This window comes from Candidatus Chlorohelix sp. (assembly GCF_037138995.1).
In the GTDB taxonomy this organism is placed as follows: domain Bacteria; phylum Chloroflexota; class Chloroflexia; order Chloroheliales; family Chloroheliaceae; genus Chlorohelix.
Genome location: NZ_JBAXHI010000028.1, coordinates 38215 through 55645, shown reverse-complemented (window position 1 = coordinate 55645; position 17431 = coordinate 38215). Strand labels below are relative to the sequence as shown.

Sequence of the window (17431 nt, the reverse complement as noted above, 5' to 3'; positions counted from 1 at the left end):
TTATTTTAAAAGTAAGTTTAAGCATCATTTCATCCGAAAAGAGGCGCAAAATTTATAGCAAGCGGCTGCAATGTGCCACTGAAACTGCTTTTTATTGCAGAAAGCGTGATAAATCGGGTGCTAATGTTTCGGCAGGCGTGCTACCGAATTGCAGGGCAGTATCCTCATAAGGGTTTTGAGGCGCACCAACGCGCTCTACCACCCGCACTAGAGCTTCTACACATTCGCCTTCAAATTCGATACCAATCAGCGTGCGAAGGTAGTTAAGCGCGTCAATATGGGTCATAGGTTCTCGGTAATAGCGCCTTATTGTTAGAGCATCATAAACATCAGATACTGCTAAGATTTTAGCTTCTAGGTGAATAGCTTCACTCAATAAACCATTCGGATATCCAGTGCCGTTAACCCTTTCATGGTGCTGCCCGGTTATACTAGGTAATCGTTTGAGTTCTCCAATCAAATACAGCCTTTTTAGAATTTCCTCGGTAATGGATACATGTTGGCGCATAAAGCCCCACTCTTCTTCAGTGAGTCTACCCTGCTTTTTCAAGACCACTTCCGGCACGCCAATTTTCCCGTAATCGTGGAGCAATCCAGCCATGCGGATAAGCTCAATATTTTCTTTAGGTAAATTAAGCTCACGGGAGATTTCGGCGGCATAGAAGGCAACCCGGCGACTATGCCCGGCTGTTTGTGGGCTTTTAAGGTCTATGGTATCTGCCATAGTTTCGATGAAGCTTTTGAACATTAACTCTATGTCGCGCCGCATTGTAGCATTTTCGATTGCAACTGCCGCAAGTGAAGCGAATGCCAGTGAAACCTCTTCATCGCGCTCATTGAAGCTTCCGGTTTTTTTATTTATAGTTTGGATTACCCCTATAATTTTTCCGGAATGGTTACGCATTGGCACAGTAAGCATGGTATGAGGTATATAAGCCTGTTCACTGGAAATTCTTTTTTGCTGGCGCGGGTCATTTTGTGCATCTCGCAGGTTTATAATTTCACCTGTTTTAGCTACAGTCCCCGCCAGCCCTGAGCCGATTTTCACCCGGATTTCGTTTAAAGTTCCCAACGCAATTTTGCTATAAAGTTCGTTAGTTTCATAATCTATGAGGAAAAGGCTACTGCGGTCTGCGTTCAGCAAGCTATTGCTAGTGTCAATAATCAGATTAAGCAGATTATCCAAATCAGGTTCTGAGCTTAATAAACAAGCAATTTTGACTAGCGCACGGTAATCATCCATATGTGCAACGAGTTGTGGGGTTGCCTCGTTCGGCTGCTGCGAACCGGAATTTAAATCTTGTTGAGACATATCTGACCCTTTACTACTTTACAACTGCTATATTATTTTATTCCGGTCAAAGGAAAAGCGTTCAATTTCCTCTAACCGGATAATAATAACTATTTCTAGCGCATCGCTGTAACTGCCCCGTGACATTTCTTATATTTTTTACCGCTACCACAAGGGCAAGGTTCGTTCGGACCTGTTTTTTTTGATTTGGCAGACGTAGGTTTAGCCTTACCGTTATCAGCGGACTCTTCAGGAGCATTGGTTTGCATCGGGGGGGGTGGAGGAGCAGCCCGTTGTAGTTCATAAGCGAAGAACTTTTCCGCAATATCACGCTTGATATTAATTTGCAATTCGTTCCAGAACTGGAATGCGGCACGGCGGTATTCCTGCAACGGATCGCGCTGTCCATACGCCCTCAGCCCAATACCGCGCCGTAACTCTTCGAGCGGGGTCAGGTAATTTACCCAGTTATCGTCATATACCTGTACCAATACTAGCCGCTCGAACAATATCATGCTCTCTTCGCCGAGCCTTTCTAGTTTCTCATTATAGGCGTGGTCAAGCATTGCTGAGACAAGTTCATCTATTTCATCGCGATTTTTATTCTCAAAATCGTGTGCGCTTATATTGAACTCTTTTTCAAGGGCTTCAAGTACCATTTGTTTTTGATCTTCTTCGTCATGCGGCTGGCGATCAAACTTGATAGCGCTACTACGAAGCATCAGACCAAGGTTGCGGAACAGGTTTGCCACATCCCATTCGTGCGGATCTCCGGGGGTATGCTCTTCTACAATTTCATCAAGGCGACCCTTAATCAAGGTGCTAATCTGTTCTCGCAGGTCTTCACTGGTGAGAATGCGATGGCGGTCATCATAAATCGACTCGCGCTGTTTGTTCATTACATCATCGAACTCCACCAAATGCTTTCGGAAGTCGAAGTTCATACCTTCAACTTTAGTTTGCGCTTGCTCTACTAACTTGCCTACCATACCAAAGTCAATCGGTTGGTCATCCTCAAAGTTAAAGCGTTCCAACAGTCCTTTGATGCGGTCTGAACCAAAACGGCGCATCAGTTCATCTTCCAGCGAGATATAGAAACGGGTGCTACCCGGGTCGCCTTGTCGTCCGGCACGACCGCGCAACTGATTATCAATACGGCGCGACTCGTGCCGCTCAGTACCTATAATGTGCAACCCACCAGCAGTAATAACTCGTTCATGGGCTTCTTCCCAATGTTTTTGGGCTTCTTTTTCTGCTTCCGCATATATTTCTGAGCCTTTGTCTTCCGCCTTTAAGCCGCGCTTCTCCAATTCATCTTGCAAATAGCTTTCAGGAGAACCGCCCAGAATAATATCGGTGCCGCGTCCCGCCATATTGGTTGCGATTGTAATCGCACCGGGTCTTCCGGCTTGTGTGACGATTGCAGCTTCCTTTTCATGCAATTTTGCGTTCAGAACATTGTGAGGAATTTTGTGTCGCTGCAAAAGGTTTGCCAGCACTTCAGATTTTTCTACGCTGGTTGTACCGACCAATACGGGACGACCCAATTTGTACATTTCCTCGATTTCTTCCACCACTGCTTCGTATTTGGATTTTTCGCTCTTGAAAACCATATCGTTTTCGTCTGTTCGCTTCATCTCTTTATTCGTGGGGATTGGTACTACATCAAGCCTATAAATTTTGTAGAATTCTTCCGACTCCGTTAGCGCAGTACCGGTCATACCTGAGAGTTTGTCGTACATACGGAAATAGTTTTGGAGCGTAATGGTGGCATAGGTGAGGTTTTCCTGCTGTATGCGTACTTTCTCTTTGGCTTCAATTGCTTGGTGCAAACCGCCTTCGTAACGCCTACCTTCCATCAAGCGTCCGGTGAACTCATCTACGATAATAACTTGCCCATCTCGCACAATATACTCACGGTCGCGTTGATATAAGGCTTTCGCTTTGAGAGCGTTATCAAGATATTGGGTATATTTGCTCCATTTATCATCATAGACGCTTTCATAGGGCGGGATATTGAGCATACGCTCTAATCGCTCTAGACCGAATTCGGTCAAGTTCACAACCCGTTCTTTTTCTTTGATGGTGTAATCTCTGTCTTCGCCTTCCCGCAATTGGCGCAAAATATCGGCGAATTTGTAATAATTATCATCGGCTTTGCCTGCCGGTCCGCTGATAATAAGCGGGGTTCGTGCTTCGTCAATCAGAATATTATCTACTTCGTCCACAATCGCGTAATGCAATTCGCGCTGTACGTATTCCTCTGCGCTACGTGCCATATTATCACGCAGATAATCAAAGCCAAACTCGTTATTGGTTCCATAGGTAATATCTGCTCTATAGGCAGCATGGCGTGATACTGGCACTAAGAAGTTCAGGGATGGGTCAACTGCATCGCGGAAGGATGGGTCGAGCATGTAGGCGGAAGGGCGGTTGGGATTGCCGCCATTGCTCTGGATAACTGCTACAGAGAGTCCTAGAGCATGATAAATCGGTCCCATCCATTGGGTATCACGTTTTGCAAGGTAATCGTTTACAGTAATTACGTGAACGCCCAGACCTTCAAGCGCGTTTAAATAGGCAGCAAGGGTTGCCACCAGCGTTTTACCTTCACCAGTTTTCATCTCAGCAATTTTGCCCAGATGCAATACTTGACCACCCATTAATTGCACTTTGAAGTGCTTCTGGCGACGGGTTCTCCATGCCGCCTCGCGTACTGTTGCGAAAGCTTCCGGCAAAATATCTTCCAGACTTTCCCCAGCATTTAATCTTTCTTTGAATTGGTCAGTTTTGGCACGAAGCTCTTCATCACTAAGTTTTGAAAATTTTCCATCATATTCATTTATAACTTTGCTGGCGATTTGCTCTAATTTACGCAATTCTTTATCGGTACTATCGCCACCTGTAATTAAATTTTTAAGAGTTTTGAACACAAATCCACCTGTAATTACTAATTAACATTTATACTCAATCAGGGCATTATAAAAACAAAACAACCCGGTTTTTCGGCAATTTCTACAGATTACATTATAGCATATAGAAATAACTATTCTCGTATTGCTTTTGCTAACATCATGGCTGTTACAAGAAACGTTTTTAGGGCAGTAACCTGTGTCCTAAATAACATAAGCTACTGATTGTAACGCCAGCTAAAATAATGCCGTCCTATGTTACCCATTTCTACCCGCCAGTCCATCGGATTTGAGGGTGTATAAGTAAGCGCACGGCGTTCAAATAATTGTACCAGTACGTATGCGTTAGTTCCAGCTAATTTTGTGACTGTCCAGTAAGGGTCGGTAATTGGATAACCCAATACAAAGACCCATCCTCCGGTTATGCTGTTCATATAGGTTAGAAGTACATCCGCAATATTATGCCCTAGTGTTTTGTCATATTGTTTGCAAATTACTGGGGCAGGCGCGTTTGCCAATTTTTGCACCGAGCCGTCTTTAGCAATAATTTCAAGAACGGCTTGCCCGGTACGGTCTGAGATGCGCTTGTCATTGTTGAGCGATGTTATCATAGCAAATGAGGCATAAGTAGGGGCATTAGGATTGGATGCGGCTGGGTCTCCCGCAACCGGTATTTGCGCCGAACTGCGTTGTTCATAGCTACTGTCTCCAACCTGTACGAATCCTCCTACCAATTCGCGGGTGAGCAAGCCACTGGTTACAAACCACTTGCTATTGCGATCTCCTGCTGGATTATTGATTTCCAACCGGGCTTTATCCAGATAATAGACCAGCCGATTACCGCCCGGCGCTTCTTTGTAGGGTTCATATCTAGCATCAAAAATTTCAGGTCCGTATAACCAACTTCTCTTGACTTTACCTGTTGCTACCGGCGCATCGGTGTTTTGCCACAGATTCCGCACCGAAATATCGGCGTTGCTCAAACCAGCTTTGGGCTGGATAATGTTCAAGGCACTAGTGCTGAATGACCAACTTAACATTTGGGGTGCGCCACCGTTGATACTAAATGTAAAACTGACCGTAAGAGTGGTATCCGGTGCAAGTGGCTGAATTGAGGAAATTGCGGCACTATTACGGGCAGTCCAGAACGAGTTCAAATCCGCCAGTTTGTAACTTGGTACTTCCTTGCCGCTCGAATCTTTTAGGCTCATACCATTGGGGTCATATACAATTTTTTCTGAGCCTCGGTAAGTAACCGTAATCGGATTTCCGATAGGGTAAGCTGGATTTAGTCCGGCACGTTTGAACATATCGGGACTTTCTCCGCGATAACTGCGATAGAATCCACTACTGCCATTAGGGGGCCAGATTATAAACTGAGGCTGGAAGCTGGTTTTCCAGACAGGCATTCCGAAGTCTATGACTGAAATCGGGTTTGTACCATCCGGTTTGGCGCCGTAAGCAATCCCAACATCTGGGTAAGCAGGGTCAAGCAAGGGGATGCGATGGTTCAAGGTGTTCATCAAACGTTCGATCGCTTGCAAAGGGTCGGCAATTGTATCAATGTTTTCATTGGTGCAATCCGGGTTTACATAACTAAATTTAGCAGCACGGGCAAAGAAGTCTTTACCCGAAAACCCTTGATTAGTGGCTATTTCTTCGTGAATGGAATAATTCCCCGACCCATTCAAATTGTAATAATTAACATGAGATGTTGCCGCTTGCTGTAACGGTTGGTTCATCGTTGCTGCTGCTACGCCCACCTGACTGCGGTAATAATTTATTCTGTCCAGCGCAAACTGAGATTTATCCAAACCGAAAGTTTGCATAGAACCCGTATTACTGCCTGCCGCCTCTACCACCGCAGAGGTTAGCGGCATAGGGGTACTTTCCTCATCCGGTTGGAAAGTATTCGGAGTATCGGCTGTGGTGATACTTGGAGGGACTTTATCAGGGGCGTTTCTGGTATCAGCGCTCATAATCTTTCTCCTGTTCAGATGAAATAGGCACTTTACATATCGGATTTTACTTAATGATGACGGTTAACGCAATCGAGTTGCAAAATAAGCTCAATTTTGTTATTATACTGTAGTTGCGCCTGGGTGGCGGAATGGCAGACGCGGCGGTCTCAAAAACCGTTGGGCTAATCACCCGTGTGGGTTCGACTCCCACTCCAGGCATTGCCCATGTAGCTCAGTCGGTAGAGCACATTCTTGGTAAGAATGAGGTCATCAGTTCGATCCTGATCATGGGCTTGGTAAACGAAAAAAGGCGGGCATTGCGCTCGCCTTTTTCATTTGAAATATTTTTCTAAAAAGATTTAGTTCTCGGTGTGCGCCAAAATTTCGCTATCTTTCCTCATTGAATTTTTCCCTAAGTGCATTTTCATCAATTCGACAACTTGATTTGGCAATTCTGCTAGGATTAAATGTCCGCACTTGGGCATTTCAAAGTAAGTAAGATTTGGAATCAGATTTGCCAGCGCTTTAGCATTCTTTTTGCCAATAACCCGGTCATGCGAACCCGGCACCAGCAAAGTGGGAGCTTTAACTGCTGTACACCAAAGGGGCAACTCGTCTAGCACCGGCTTTGACATGATGTCGCGGGCACTATTATAAGAAGTACGAAACGAGCAATCTCGTAGGCTGAGTAGCCCATATAGAATATCGCGCTTATCCACCGGATTTTTAGTAAGGGTTAGACGAGCGTAATAGTAAACGAAGCGCCAACTTTTGGGACCAACAGGGCGCAATACTCTACTGAAAACAGTGCTAAGTGCTATAGGCATAACCTTGACCACAATTGGATTATAACGGAACAAACCAAAATTAAAAGCAGTCAAGGAGGCAACATGTTCAGGATATTTTGCGGCATACGACACTGCAATAACAGAACCTAACGAAAAAGTAGCAATGTGGAATTTTTCCAGCTTAAAATACTGGCGTAAAGCTTCGAGATCTTCCACGTATGCTTTGATACTATAATTATCATTTCCGGGATGGTTTTCATCGCTCAACCCGTGTCCCCGCAGGTCATAATTGATAGTGCGATACCCGTTATCGTTGAGTTTGTCTGTGATGGCATGCCACCAGAAACTACTACAATCCCAGCCGTGAACTAAGATAATTGCTTCACCATCGGCAGGGCCTTCATCCATTATAAAGTGCTTAACCCCGTTGATTTCCACAAACTTCCCCGCCGCAATTTTGGCAAGGTCTTCTTCTATCTCAGCGCGGCGTTTAGCTTTCAGACGCGGCTGTTGTAATTCTCTTTTAAGGCTCTCAATGTAATCAAGCGCTTTTGAGGTGAGTAACCCGGTAGATGCAGCAATGGTTTCATTAACTTTAAGCATAGGGAACCCTCTCTATTGAAAAAAATGAGACTTCTATTATAATTTATGACTAAGTTGAGATAAGCGCAGTAGCAGCCACTACAAAACCGATTGTTCAAAATTTGTCGAAGAAGGCGCAGAATCGAGGGTGTAGCAAAAACTACCGCACCCTGAAGCCAGTTTTAATAGAATAAACCCAATAGTAAATACCTGTTTGCTTACGTAGGAATAATTCTTCTTGCGTTTAATTTTTTAACGCCCATCAAGTCTTTTAAGTATTCTAGTATCCGGCAAGTCAAGCTAGACAGGAGAGAAAACCAGTGGCTTACCAACCTAAACAAAACAGAAATGTTAGGACGGTGTTGGGAGAACCCCGTGTACAACTGGTGGTTTACACTGTCTGGTTCAGTGGTATTATCATCGGGGCGATCCTGCTTTTTTTCCTCGGATTTCTGGTAGCAGGTGACTATAACGGGCGCACCCAGCAGACAGCTTTAGAAGCGGGTGGTCCTACTTATGCCAAGATCCAGTTATCCACTGATGGTACAAAGATTGCGTATGTAGAAGCGTGGAAGACCCAAGGAAAACAGGGGGAAGATGAGCTGAAAAGCGCACTTGCCCGTGGACAGGCTAACTATAATCGCATTTGTGTTGGTTGTCATTATGGTCCCCCGACCGTCTCTAGTCACGGCGCGTGGTTAGGTGATCTTTACCAAACCGCTTTCCTTTTCAATGGCACACCAGTAAATGATGCGAACGTAGTGAAGTTTATCTTACTAGGGCATGGAAATATGCCTTCCGGCATTCCTTTGCCTCAACAAGCAGTAGATATTATGCTTTATGTGAAACAGCAGACGAGTGGCACGCCAACCAAGTGAAACCAAGGCGAAATGCAGTCTGCCCTTTAGTTAACCTATCAGTCGTCAGTGGGTAGCAATCGTAAGCAAACTGCTGGCGACGCGGCTATTGACAACTGACAAGCCACAAGTATTTTTAGAAGGAGGATTCCCGTATGCCAGCATTCCTTGAAGGAAGGGCAGAGCAAGGGAAGGGTCTGGCCGATTGGCGCTGCCGCTACGATAACGATTGGTGGGCTAACATTACAGCCCGTGCTACTATAGGTTGCCCAGCGGCAGTACCCAAACTCCCACTCGAATCCGAGATAGAGTTTAGAGCTAGACCCAAGGGTGACGACATCTCCGACATTACGGTTCGAGTTGAATCGATGGTGGAGGGCGTTAAGAAGGGCTTGGAAATAAACGCACTTATCACGGATCTTGATGATAAAACCCGTGAGAGTAAGGGCTACGGGCGCATTATCGTAGGCGATTTCATACATCCATTTGAGTGGCGCGGCACAGTTCGGCGAGAAACTTATGTTCCCGATAGCAGCCTAAACCTGACCCGATCTCAGACCTATATCGGTGGTCGCTTGTTCCATGATGTTACTGCGCGTATTGCGCTTGATACCCAGATCGCTCGCGAGGCGTGGGAGCAAGTTCGCACTGTGACTGCCAAGAACAACGATGTCTTAACCAAGACTGTATTCTTTGGTCCTCTATGGAGTACTGCTGACCTCACCGGTCAATTGTATGAGGATATTCAGGTTCGTACCCTGAGTGCTAGTGAGGGTAAAACCCTTAGCCGTGTATCCTTCGTTACAAGCGGTACTGGTCAGGTGGACAGCATTACCTACTGGACTCGCTTATTCCCGGTGTCGCAACTGAAAGGTCGCGAAGCCTACGTTAAAGCGAAATTTGTAACTGATGGTGCCAGTATCCGTGTAGCTGCTGAAGCTGAATTACCCAGTGGTGTAGAACGAGCCGGTAATTTGCTTAAGGTTATTGATCATCCGCAAATACCTATTCTGCATCATGGTATTCCGGCACAGCCTATACCGTTGGACTTGGAGTTCAACTATACGCTTACTACTCCGGATGGATGGCGAATTCAAAAAGCAGAGCCGACCTTCCGCAAGAAGATTGGGCGAAATAGCTATCTGTTCCAGGGTGGTAGTTATTTAGGTTTCGTTAACACAATTGCCCGTGGCAATATTACACCGTTTGATGTGTTCTTTGAGCCTGAAGATGGTTCAGTCTCCTTGAGTCCGAACGCTGCTATTGCTATTAAGTAAGGCAACGAGCTTAGTAAAACACTGCTAATTCTCGGGTACAGATTTTCTATCCTAATCCGAGAATTGGCGGCAAACACAATCTTAATTAGATACATCCTTAACTTATTTGACTGAGATGGCTTGAACAGGTAGAGACTAGTGAAGTTGTATTTATTGTAATACTGCTTTATATTGGTTGCTGCCGATCGCGAAAGCGGTGAGCTTGGCAGGTTAGATAGGTGAGCAAGTCAATATAGTTAGTGACAGTGAGTAAGTGAATCCAACAAGCCAAAGCTGGTCCTTTGAGTGAGGGGACCAGTTTTTTTATCCGTAGTTCCCCATAACTCGGCTTATATTTACCGCTCTCAAAGGGTCACGTAGCACAATAGTATCTTTTTGATCCGGTCCGGTAGAAACTATATCAACGTTAACCCCCACTAACATTCCGATCCGCTTTATGAAATTCTGACAATTAATCGGTAATTCCTCGTAGTTCTTTATATGTGCAGTGGGAGATTCCCAGCCCGGCAATTCTTCATAAACGGGGGTAGCTACTTTAAGTGTTGCAATATCAGAGGGAAATCTTCGCACGTTGGTATCATATACCTGATACTCTGTACAAATCTTAACGGTTTTGAAAGTATCCAGCGCATCTAGGTTGGTAATGGCTAGAGAGGTTAAGCCATTTAGCTGTGCTACAAAACGCGCCGCGACTGTATCGAACCAGCCATAGCGACGGTATTTCTCACCTGTAATCGGATTAGTAGCTCTGCGCCCACCTCGACTGTTGTCCTGACTACGAAAGCTTACCAATGGCGAGCCTTCTTCTTTTGTCATTTCGGTTGGGAAGGGTCCGGTCTGAGAACGAACTATGTAAGCGCTAAAGACACCCAGCGATGCTTTTATGACTGTAGGTGGAAGCCCACACCCAATACATGCGGCACCGACTGTTGGTGAAGCGTTGGAAACATACGGATATGACCCAAAATCAAGGTCTAGCATCGAACCTTGATCGCTCTCCAGAATTATTGTGTGATTATCTTCAACTGCTTTTTGGAGAATTAGGCGAGTGTCAAAGATACGTTCGCGCATTGCTCGCCCATAACTGAGATATTGCTGGTAGATTTCACGTAGATTTAGAGGTTCTTGTTTATAAACCTTGGTCAGTATGTCGTTCTTAACAGTGAGTGTTTTGCTCAAGCGTGATAAAAACTGTTCTTCCTGAATCAGGTCGCCAACTCTTATTCCTATTCGGCTAACTTTGTCGGCATAGGCGGGTCCCAGACCTGAACCTAGGGTATCAATAATAGGAGTTCCATAAACTCTGCGCTCTTGTTCTTCAAATAAAGGATGATAAGGCATTATCAAGTGAGACTGCTCACTGATAAAAAGCCTTTTAAGATTAACTCCGTTACTCGCAAGGGCTTCCATCTCTTCTACAACCCGTTTAGGATCGAGAACCATACCCGCACCAAGTATCGTGATTACCTTATTGTTGAATATACTGCGTGGAATAAATTGAAGATTAAAACGACCCTGCTCGTTTATTATGGGCTGCCGTATATGTCCCCCACCGCTATAACGCACTACAACTTTGGCTTGCTCAGCCAGAATTTCGATAAATTTACCCTTGCCTTCTTCGCCCCATTGTCCGCCAATTAAAGCCATTACTGACATAGAGGTGCTACCTCTTTAGTTCAAACGATTTGCTGCATTGAAATTAATAGTAGTTATAAACTTTCCGCTGCTACTGCTATGACCCAACCCTGAATCGTCCAAAGAATCCGCCTTTATCATCTTTGTCGCGCTGTGATTCTTTGCCGATTTGTTCGCGTGGCATAGTACGCGCCATTTGTTGAAGTAGCTGACGTTGTTCTTCGCTAAGTTTTCGCGGCACTATTATTTTAAAAGTAATAATTTGGTCTCCCCGCCCGTTTCCCCGCAACAATGGCACTCCCCGCTCTTTTAGCCGGATAATATCCCCATGTTGCGTACCGGGTTTAACTTCTATTTCTAATGGACCATCCACTGTTGGAACTTCAATTTTATCACCCAGAGTAGCCTGCCATAAATTGAGTGGCACATCCACCATTATATGGGCTTCTACTCTCTTAAAAATAGGATGTTCTTTAATTGCTATTCCCACAAACAGATTACCGGGCAAAGTACCACGAGGACCTGCTTCACCTTCTCCGCTTATTCGAATTTGCGAGTTGGAGTCAATCCCAGCTGGGATTTTTACCAGCAAGCGTTTGCTTACTTTAACTCTTCCTTCGCCCCGACATTCCTTGCAAGGGGTGGTTACAACCCGACCATCACCTCTGCAACGGTCACAAGTGGTTACACTTACAAACTGACCAAAGATACTGCTCTGTACGCGGCGCACTTCTCCTGAACCGTTGCAATTAGAGCATTTAGTGGTTTCAACCCCCGGTTCGCTTTTGCTACCCTTGCAATGAGCGCATGTGTCGAAACGTGCAATCTCAATTTCTTTTTCGGCACCAAAAACTGCTTCTTCAAATTCAAGGGTGATGGTGGTTTTTAAGTCTGCGCCCCTTTGCGGGCTGGCACGCCGCGCCCCTCCGGGACCACCTGCCCCGCCAAAAAATTGCTCAAATATGTCGCTGAACCCACCCATACCGCCAAAACCTTCAAAGGGGTTAGCGCCTGCCCCAGACATACCGGCGTGACCAAACTGGTCGTAAGTGGCACGTTTTTTAGCGTCACTAAGGACTTCGTATGCCTCTTTGACTTCTTTGAATTTTTCTTCAGCATCCGCTTCTTTATTTACATCAGGATGAAACTTCATTGCCAAGCGGCGATAAGCCTTTTTAATCTCATCTTCGGTTGCTGACCGGGAAACTCCCAGTATTTCGTAGAAATCACGTTTTGAAGCCATTAATATACCTGTCTTTTTCTTAAGTTCAGTTTAATCAAAACTGCGTACTCCGTCAAGGGGAATCGAGATATAGAGAAGATTTCTTAGCCCCTTCCTACTTTAACTGCCGCGGGTCTAAGCACTCTGTCACCCATCATATAACCTTTTTGATAAACCTCGGTTACTATATCTTTATCGCCTTCTCCGTCTTCATCTCTCTGAACGGCATCATGGTATCGAGGGTCAAAATCTGCGTTTTTCGCATCAAATGAACTGATGCCTTCTTGCTCAAGCAGCGTTTTTAATTTCTTTTCTATTAAACTGACTCCATTAACCCACGGCTCAGCTTTCAAATTGTCAGGAGTGGAGGCAAGCGCCCGTTCAAAATCATCAACTATTGGGAGTAGCCGCATTATTACTCTTGATTTTACATCAGCATTTATATTAGCACGTTCGATTTCGGTGCGTCGCTTTAGATTTTGGAAATCAGCCAGAGAACGTTTCCAGTTATCTGCCAACTCAGCCGCTTTCTTTTGTTCTACCACTAGCAGCGTTTCTAATTCTTCTACTGTACGAACATTGTTTTCGGTGATTGCTTCAATTGTGCCATTTGTTTCCTGATTGGTTTGTTTGGTTGTTTCTTCCATTTTCATCCCTCTTTTTTTCTCATCAGTATATGGTTGCATATTATTGCTATTCTCACAATTAAGCGCGTCGAGTGGGGGTTTTATTGAACCCTTCGCCGCGCATTTGAAACTTGATCCGCCAATACTTTAAGTCGGTCCTATAAAATTATTACCAGAATGTCCAGTAAGTAGGTTAGTCATAAGCTGTGCAATATATTGCACCGTTGAAATCGAGCGATTATATTCCATTCGGGTTGACCCGACCAGACCCACTACACCTATTACCTGCCCATCAATACCGTAACGCGCTAGAACTACGCTCAGCAAACGCATATCGTCAAAGCGGTTCTCACCGCCAATTACTACTTGCACTCCACTCTCATAATTTTGAAGGATTTCTGGGATTAGGGTTGGCAATGCGGTGCCTGTTTCAATCGTTTGCATTACCTGTCGCATTGTTGAAATATTGTTAAATTCAGGCTGATTAAGTATATTTGCCAACCCCTCACGATACAATTGTACGTCCCTATATTGTTCGAGACTCCGTAGCATTTCCACTAAGCGAGTTGCTACAATTTTGTCTAACTCCTCTGCCCAATCCTGCACTTTTTTTTCAATCTGAGTCCGGTTCTGGTTATGTAGCGTTGCATTTAGGCGATTTGAAATTATACTTAATTCTTCTTGTGTGATTGGCTCTTTCAGACTTAACATTTGCTCTTTAATAGAGCCGTCTTGGGTTACTGCAACCACCAGCGCTAACCGCTCTTGGACTCCGATTACTTCTAGCCGTTTCAAACGCCCATCAAATACGTAAGGTGAGCTAACCACTCCTACATTCTGGGAGGTTCGCGCTACGACTCCGGCTGCTAACCGTATCCCCTCGTTTAATTCCAATTGTACTTGGTAGAACTGGTGTTGGATGTTATGCTGTTCCGGTAAGCTAAGCCCACCTTGCCGTTCCATCAGATGTTCTACATAATATCGGTAGCCTTTGTCGCTGGGGATACGCCCTGCTGAAGTATGCGGGTGAGTAATATACCCTTCTCGTTCCAGTTCCGCCATTTCGTTTCGAACAGTAGCCGGACTTATTGGAAGTTTGTATTTGTTAACAATCATCTCCGAGCTTACCGGTAAGTAGTTATTGACATACTCATTGATTATTGTTCGCAACAATTCCTTGCGCCGCTCCGTCATGGATTCCTGCGGCTCTTCCATGTTTACCTTGCTTTCTCTATCTATTCCCCCTGTTTTACGTTCTTGGCGTTTCATATTTTAAGTTTTATCAATAATGGTTTGTCAGATGTATCTAGAAAGACAATAATATGTTTAATTCACCCTTGTAATATTAGCACTCTATTACTATGAGTGCTAAAACATGCTGATTTTTATGGTATCATTTCGACTTTGTTGTGTCAATAGTACCTTGCTACGCTGCTTTTTTACTAAATAGCAGGGTCTTGTGTCCAGCAATTCGGGTGGCGTTTGCCTAATGACTTCATGTAAAGAATCTAATTATAAGTTCAGTTAGCCTCAAACACTAGAGAATTATACTCTATTGGAGTGGTTTCTGTATGTAACTCTAACCGCATTTTATCCAAATTCCAGAGCATTTTACACTATAATTAACCAATACAACTTTTGGGTTAGATGGGCAATTCTACGAGGGAGCAAGGAATGGGATGGATAGCGGGTGCAATTCAGGCAACCGACTCTGGCGCTAACTATAATTTAATTACTGCTCTGGTTCTAGCGGTTATTGCAGCGGTTGTAGGTGGTTTAGTGGCAGCGTGGCTCAAGCAACCGCTTATAGTCGGCTATTTGCTTGGTGGCGTGTTCATTGGTCCCTACGCCCCGGGTCCGTCTTTATCGGTATCTGATGTAGAGGTGTTGGCAGAAATCGGGGTAGCCTTGCTCATGTTCGCTTTAGGGACAGAGTTTTCTCTACAAGAGTTAAGACATATAGGAAAAATAGCCGTTCTGGGAGGCATCTTTCAAATTTCTCTTACGATACTGTTGGGTATCCCCGTAGGGCTGCTGCTAGGGCTTAATTTGAGCGGTAGCATTTTTCTTGGTGGTCTCCTTGCCATTTCAAGCTCAATTGTAATCCTGAAAATCCTGATGGGTCGGGGCGAAATGGAATCGTTGCATGGCAAAGTGGCGCTTGGGTTGGGCATTGTCCAAGACCTGAGCGTTATTGTGCTGGTGGTATTATTACCTGCTCTTGGAGAAAAAGGTGGTGATAATCTAGCCTTGAGTATTGGGTTGGCGCTGCTGAAAGGCACTTTATTTTTAGTGGGAGCTTATATCATAGGCACTCGTTTTATGCCTTGGATAGTACAAAAACTGGTGATGCTAGGTATTCGCGAAATGTTTTTGCTTGGCGTGATAACAATTGCGCTGGGTACGGCAAGTTTAGCCTATTTTCTTGATATATCTTTCGCGTTGGGCGCTTTCGTGGCAGGTCTAATGGTAAGCGGTTCTGAGTCTGCCGGAGATATTCTAACCGAAATTATACCCATACGTGATGTTTTTGCCAGCCTTTTTTTTGTTAGTATCGGTATGTTGATAGACCCTGTTTTTTTGATAAACAACTTCTTCGAAATTATGCTACTGGTAATTACGGTGCTGGTTGGGAAATGGGCATTGACTAGTGGAATATTACTACTATTCAAACAACCGTTAAAAACCGCAGCTCTGGCTGGTTTATTGCTGGCTCAGGTAGGGGAATTTTCGTTTGTTTTGGCGCGTATCGGCGTTGATAGCCGGGCGATTAACAACCGGGTTGAATCTTTGCTACTTTCGGCAGCGCTCGTTACTATTATTGCGAACCCGATCTTATTACAATTCTTCCCAACTTTTACCCATTGGCTAATTAGAATCCGTAGTCGCTTGTTCAGGCTGTTGGGTAAAAATGTTCCGGACTATGCTAATGTCGGTATGTCCTTACCATTTTCATTGCGCCCGGAATTAAAACTCTCCGATGAGAGAGAAACTGGTGAGATGAATTATACCCTGCGAGGTTTGAGGGGTCAGACCGAACGTTGGCCCTATAAAAAGCATGTGGTAGTATGTGGTTATGGGCGAGTTGGTCAACAATTGGTAGATGCCTGTATGCGCCGAAATTTTGATGTGGTAGTGATTGAGTATAACCCACGCAGGTTGGAACTAGCACGCAAACGCGGTATTATCAGCTTATTCGGTGACGTTTCGGTGGAAGCAACTCTGAAGCAAGCGAATATAATCGAAGCTAAAGTGCTTGCTGTAACCGTGCCGGATGCGATTGTAGCCGAAGCTGCCAGCCGTGCCGGAAGGGCAATGAATCCCCACCTTGAAATCATCACTCGCGCTACCGAGCAAAAAACCATCGAAATGCTGAAACAATCGGGCGCAGACGAAGTAATCCAGCCTGAATTTGAAGCCAGCTTAGAATTTATTCGCCGCACCGCCAAATTGTATGGGGTGAACGGGGTAGAGTTACAGGCGTTGATAAATGGAAGACGCGCCCGCTTTTACGGGCGCAAGGATATGTAATTTTAAAATCGGGCTTGAAGCTCTTTAGGGAGGGGAAAGCGATTTGGAAGCTCTATACTTTCGCGATTTGGGTTAATAGCGGGGGCTGCTCCCTGTTCGTAAAGTACATCTTCCAGAGAGGTAGGTCCCTTAGCCAGAAGGTAAGCTAACTCCTGCCCGGTAATCCCTAGCAATTGCAACAATTCTACCTTACCGCTACGCAATGAAAAATCTGGTGGAAAATCTCGCGGTTGTGCTACTAAAATCCCGCGCACTTTGGTATTTGGCGTGCCGGGGTCAATGGGTCCGTTCAGGGGCATCCAATCTCCACAAGTAAAAACCTTGCCTTTGATTGTTTTGCCGGCAACGCCAATTTGGTACGCGCTAAGCCTATGTAACACATCTACTGCCCATCCGGCACGCTCTGATGTTCGCATTACTATTTCAATTCCGGTACCGCTGCGTCCGTTCGGGTTTAAATCTGCTTCTTTATCAAGGTTCCAAGGTTGGCTGAAACCGGTGGTAATATATAGCCAGTCCGCATGATGCGCGTTAGGGGCAATCTCAATTACTCCATAATGAAGCCATTCCGGTAGAATTTTGGCATCTGCTCCCAGAATAGCTTTTAAGGCTTGCTCCTGTAGCCGAATAACAGTTTCAGGCAACTTGCCGAATAACTCAGGATATATCTTTTCTTCGCGTTCTTCCCAGATTTTTTGAAACCACTCATCTCCACTATTACTCTTTAAAAGGTCAACCAAGCTCATTAG

At 44.9% G+C, this 17431-nt stretch carries 12 protein-coding genes and 2 tRNA genes; 5 read left to right on the top strand and 9 right to left on the bottom strand.

The genetic code is table 11. The annotated features are described in order from the left end of the window. Nucleotides 1-91: 91 nt before the first annotated feature. The 3 genes from WCK19_RS12995 to WCK19_RS12985 form a co-directional block, all read right to left on the bottom strand. A complete protein-coding gene (locus WCK19_RS12995) occupies nucleotides 92-1312 on the bottom strand; it encodes an HD domain-containing phosphohydrolase (RefSeq protein WP_342397815.1) in 1221 nt (406 codons plus the stop codon). 95 nt (nucleotides 1313-1407) lie between these two features. Continuing rightward, nucleotides 1408-4224: a preprotein translocase subunit SecA gene (secA, locus tag WCK19_RS12990; RefSeq protein ID WP_342397814.1), complete on the bottom strand. Its 2817-nt coding sequence runs from the start codon at nucleotides 4222-4224 to the stop codon at nucleotides 1408-1410. Nucleotides 4225-4421: 197 nt separating this feature from the next. Then, on the bottom strand, nucleotides 4422-6182 hold the full coding sequence (locus WCK19_RS12985; RefSeq protein ID WP_342397813.1) for a CAP domain-containing protein: 1761 nt from the start codon (nucleotides 6180-6182) through the stop codon (nucleotides 4422-4424). 117 nt (nucleotides 6183-6299) lie between these two features. Here WCK19_RS12985 and WCK19_RS12980 point away from each other — a divergent pair. Continuing rightward, nucleotides 6300-6383, top strand: a tRNA-Leu gene (locus WCK19_RS12980). A 2-nt stretch (nucleotides 6384-6385) separates the two neighbouring features. Next, nucleotides 6386-6458: transfer RNA gene (locus tag WCK19_RS12975), tRNA-Thr, on the top strand. 65 nt (nucleotides 6459-6523) lie between these two features. Here WCK19_RS12975 and WCK19_RS12970 read toward each other — a convergent pair. Then, nucleotides 6524-7555, bottom strand: a complete 1032-nt coding sequence (locus tag WCK19_RS12970; protein WP_342397812.1) for an alpha/beta hydrolase — start codon at nucleotides 7553-7555, stop codon at nucleotides 6524-6526. A 299-nt stretch (nucleotides 7556-7854) separates the two neighbouring features. Between WCK19_RS12970 and WCK19_RS12965 the strand changes: the two genes are divergently transcribed. Next, the gene (locus WCK19_RS12965; protein ID WP_342397811.1) at nucleotides 7855-8412 is read left to right on the top strand and encodes a hypothetical protein; all 558 of its coding nucleotides are present in this window, start codon (nucleotides 7855-7857) and stop codon (nucleotides 8410-8412) included. A gap of 134 nt (nucleotides 8413-8546) precedes the next feature. Continuing rightward, entirely contained in the window at nucleotides 8547-9668 is a 1122-nt protein-coding gene (locus WCK19_RS12960; protein ID WP_342397810.1) for a hypothetical protein, read from the top strand. A 303-nt stretch (nucleotides 9669-9971) separates the two neighbouring features. Here the strand turns inward: WCK19_RS12960 and WCK19_RS12955 are convergent, their stop codons facing one another. The 4 genes from WCK19_RS12955 to hrcA form a co-directional block, all read right to left on the bottom strand. After that, nucleotides 9972-11324, bottom strand: coding sequence for an adenylosuccinate synthase (locus WCK19_RS12955; RefSeq protein WP_342397809.1), 1353 nt, complete (start codon nucleotides 11322-11324; stop codon nucleotides 9972-9974). Nucleotides 11325-11400: 76 nt separating this feature from the next. After that, nucleotides 11401-12546 (bottom strand): molecular chaperone DnaJ, encoded by a 1146-nt coding sequence (gene dnaJ, locus WCK19_RS12950; protein WP_342397808.1) that lies wholly within the window; start codon nucleotides 12544-12546, stop codon nucleotides 11401-11403. A gap of 83 nt (nucleotides 12547-12629) precedes the next feature. After that, on the bottom strand, nucleotides 12630-13172 hold the full coding sequence (locus WCK19_RS12945) for a nucleotide exchange factor GrpE (RefSeq protein WP_342397807.1): 543 nt from the start codon (nucleotides 13170-13172) through the stop codon (nucleotides 12630-12632). A gap of 126 nt (nucleotides 13173-13298) precedes the next feature. Further along, nucleotides 13299-14366, bottom strand: a complete 1068-nt coding sequence (gene hrcA, locus WCK19_RS12940; RefSeq protein ID WP_342397806.1) for a heat-inducible transcriptional repressor HrcA — start codon at nucleotides 14364-14366, stop codon at nucleotides 13299-13301. 459 nt (nucleotides 14367-14825) lie between these two features. Between hrcA and WCK19_RS12935 the strand changes: the two genes are divergently transcribed. Continuing rightward, entirely contained in the window at nucleotides 14826-16682 is a 1857-nt protein-coding gene (locus tag WCK19_RS12935; protein WP_342397805.1) for a cation:proton antiporter, read from the top strand. Nucleotides 16683-16684: 2 nt separating this feature from the next. On the opposite strand, the gene WCK19_RS12930 is transcribed toward WCK19_RS12935, so the two are convergent. After that, nucleotides 16685-17428 carry a suppressor of fused domain protein gene (locus WCK19_RS12930; protein ID WP_342397804.1) on the bottom strand — a complete coding sequence of 248 codons (744 nt, stop codon included), beginning with the start codon at nucleotides 17426-17428 and terminating at the stop codon, nucleotides 16685-16687. Nucleotides 17429-17431: the final 3 nt, after the last annotated feature.

Excerpts from the sequence above, each read along its gene's own strand:
- WCK19_RS12945 (WP_342397807.1), bottom strand. The coding sequence starts at position 13,172 with ATGGAAGAAACAACCAAACAAACCAATCAGGAAACAAATGGCACAATT.
- WCK19_RS12995 (WP_342397815.1), bottom strand. The coding sequence starts at position 1,312 with ATGTCTCAACAAGATTTAAATTCCGGTTCGCAGCAGCCGAACGAGGCA.
- hrcA (WP_342397806.1), bottom strand. The coding sequence starts at position 14,366 with ATGGAAGAGCCGCAGGAATCCATGACGGAGCGGCGCAAGGAATTGTTG.
- WCK19_RS12930 (WP_342397804.1), bottom strand. The coding sequence starts at position 17,428 with ATGAGCTTGGTTGACCTTTTAAAGAGTAATAGTGGAGATGAGTGGTTT.
- WCK19_RS12955 (WP_342397809.1), bottom strand. The coding sequence starts at position 11,324 with ATGTCAGTAATGGCTTTAATTGGCGGACAATGGGGCGAAGAAGGCAAG.
- WCK19_RS12935 (WP_342397805.1), top strand. The coding sequence starts at position 14,826 with ATGGGATGGATAGCGGGTGCAATTCAGGCAACCGACTCTGGCGCTAAC.
- WCK19_RS12960 (WP_342397810.1), top strand. The coding sequence starts at position 8,547 with ATGCCAGCATTCCTTGAAGGAAGGGCAGAGCAAGGGAAGGGTCTGGCC.
- WCK19_RS12985 (WP_342397813.1), bottom strand. The coding sequence starts at position 6,182 with ATGAGCGCTGATACCAGAAACGCCCCTGATAAAGTCCCTCCAAGTATC.
- dnaJ (WP_342397808.1), bottom strand. The coding sequence starts at position 12,546 with ATGGCTTCAAAACGTGATTTCTACGAAATACTGGGAGTTTCCCGGTCA.
- WCK19_RS12970 (WP_342397812.1), bottom strand. The coding sequence starts at position 7,555 with ATGCTTAAAGTTAATGAAACCATTGCTGCATCTACCGGGTTACTCACC.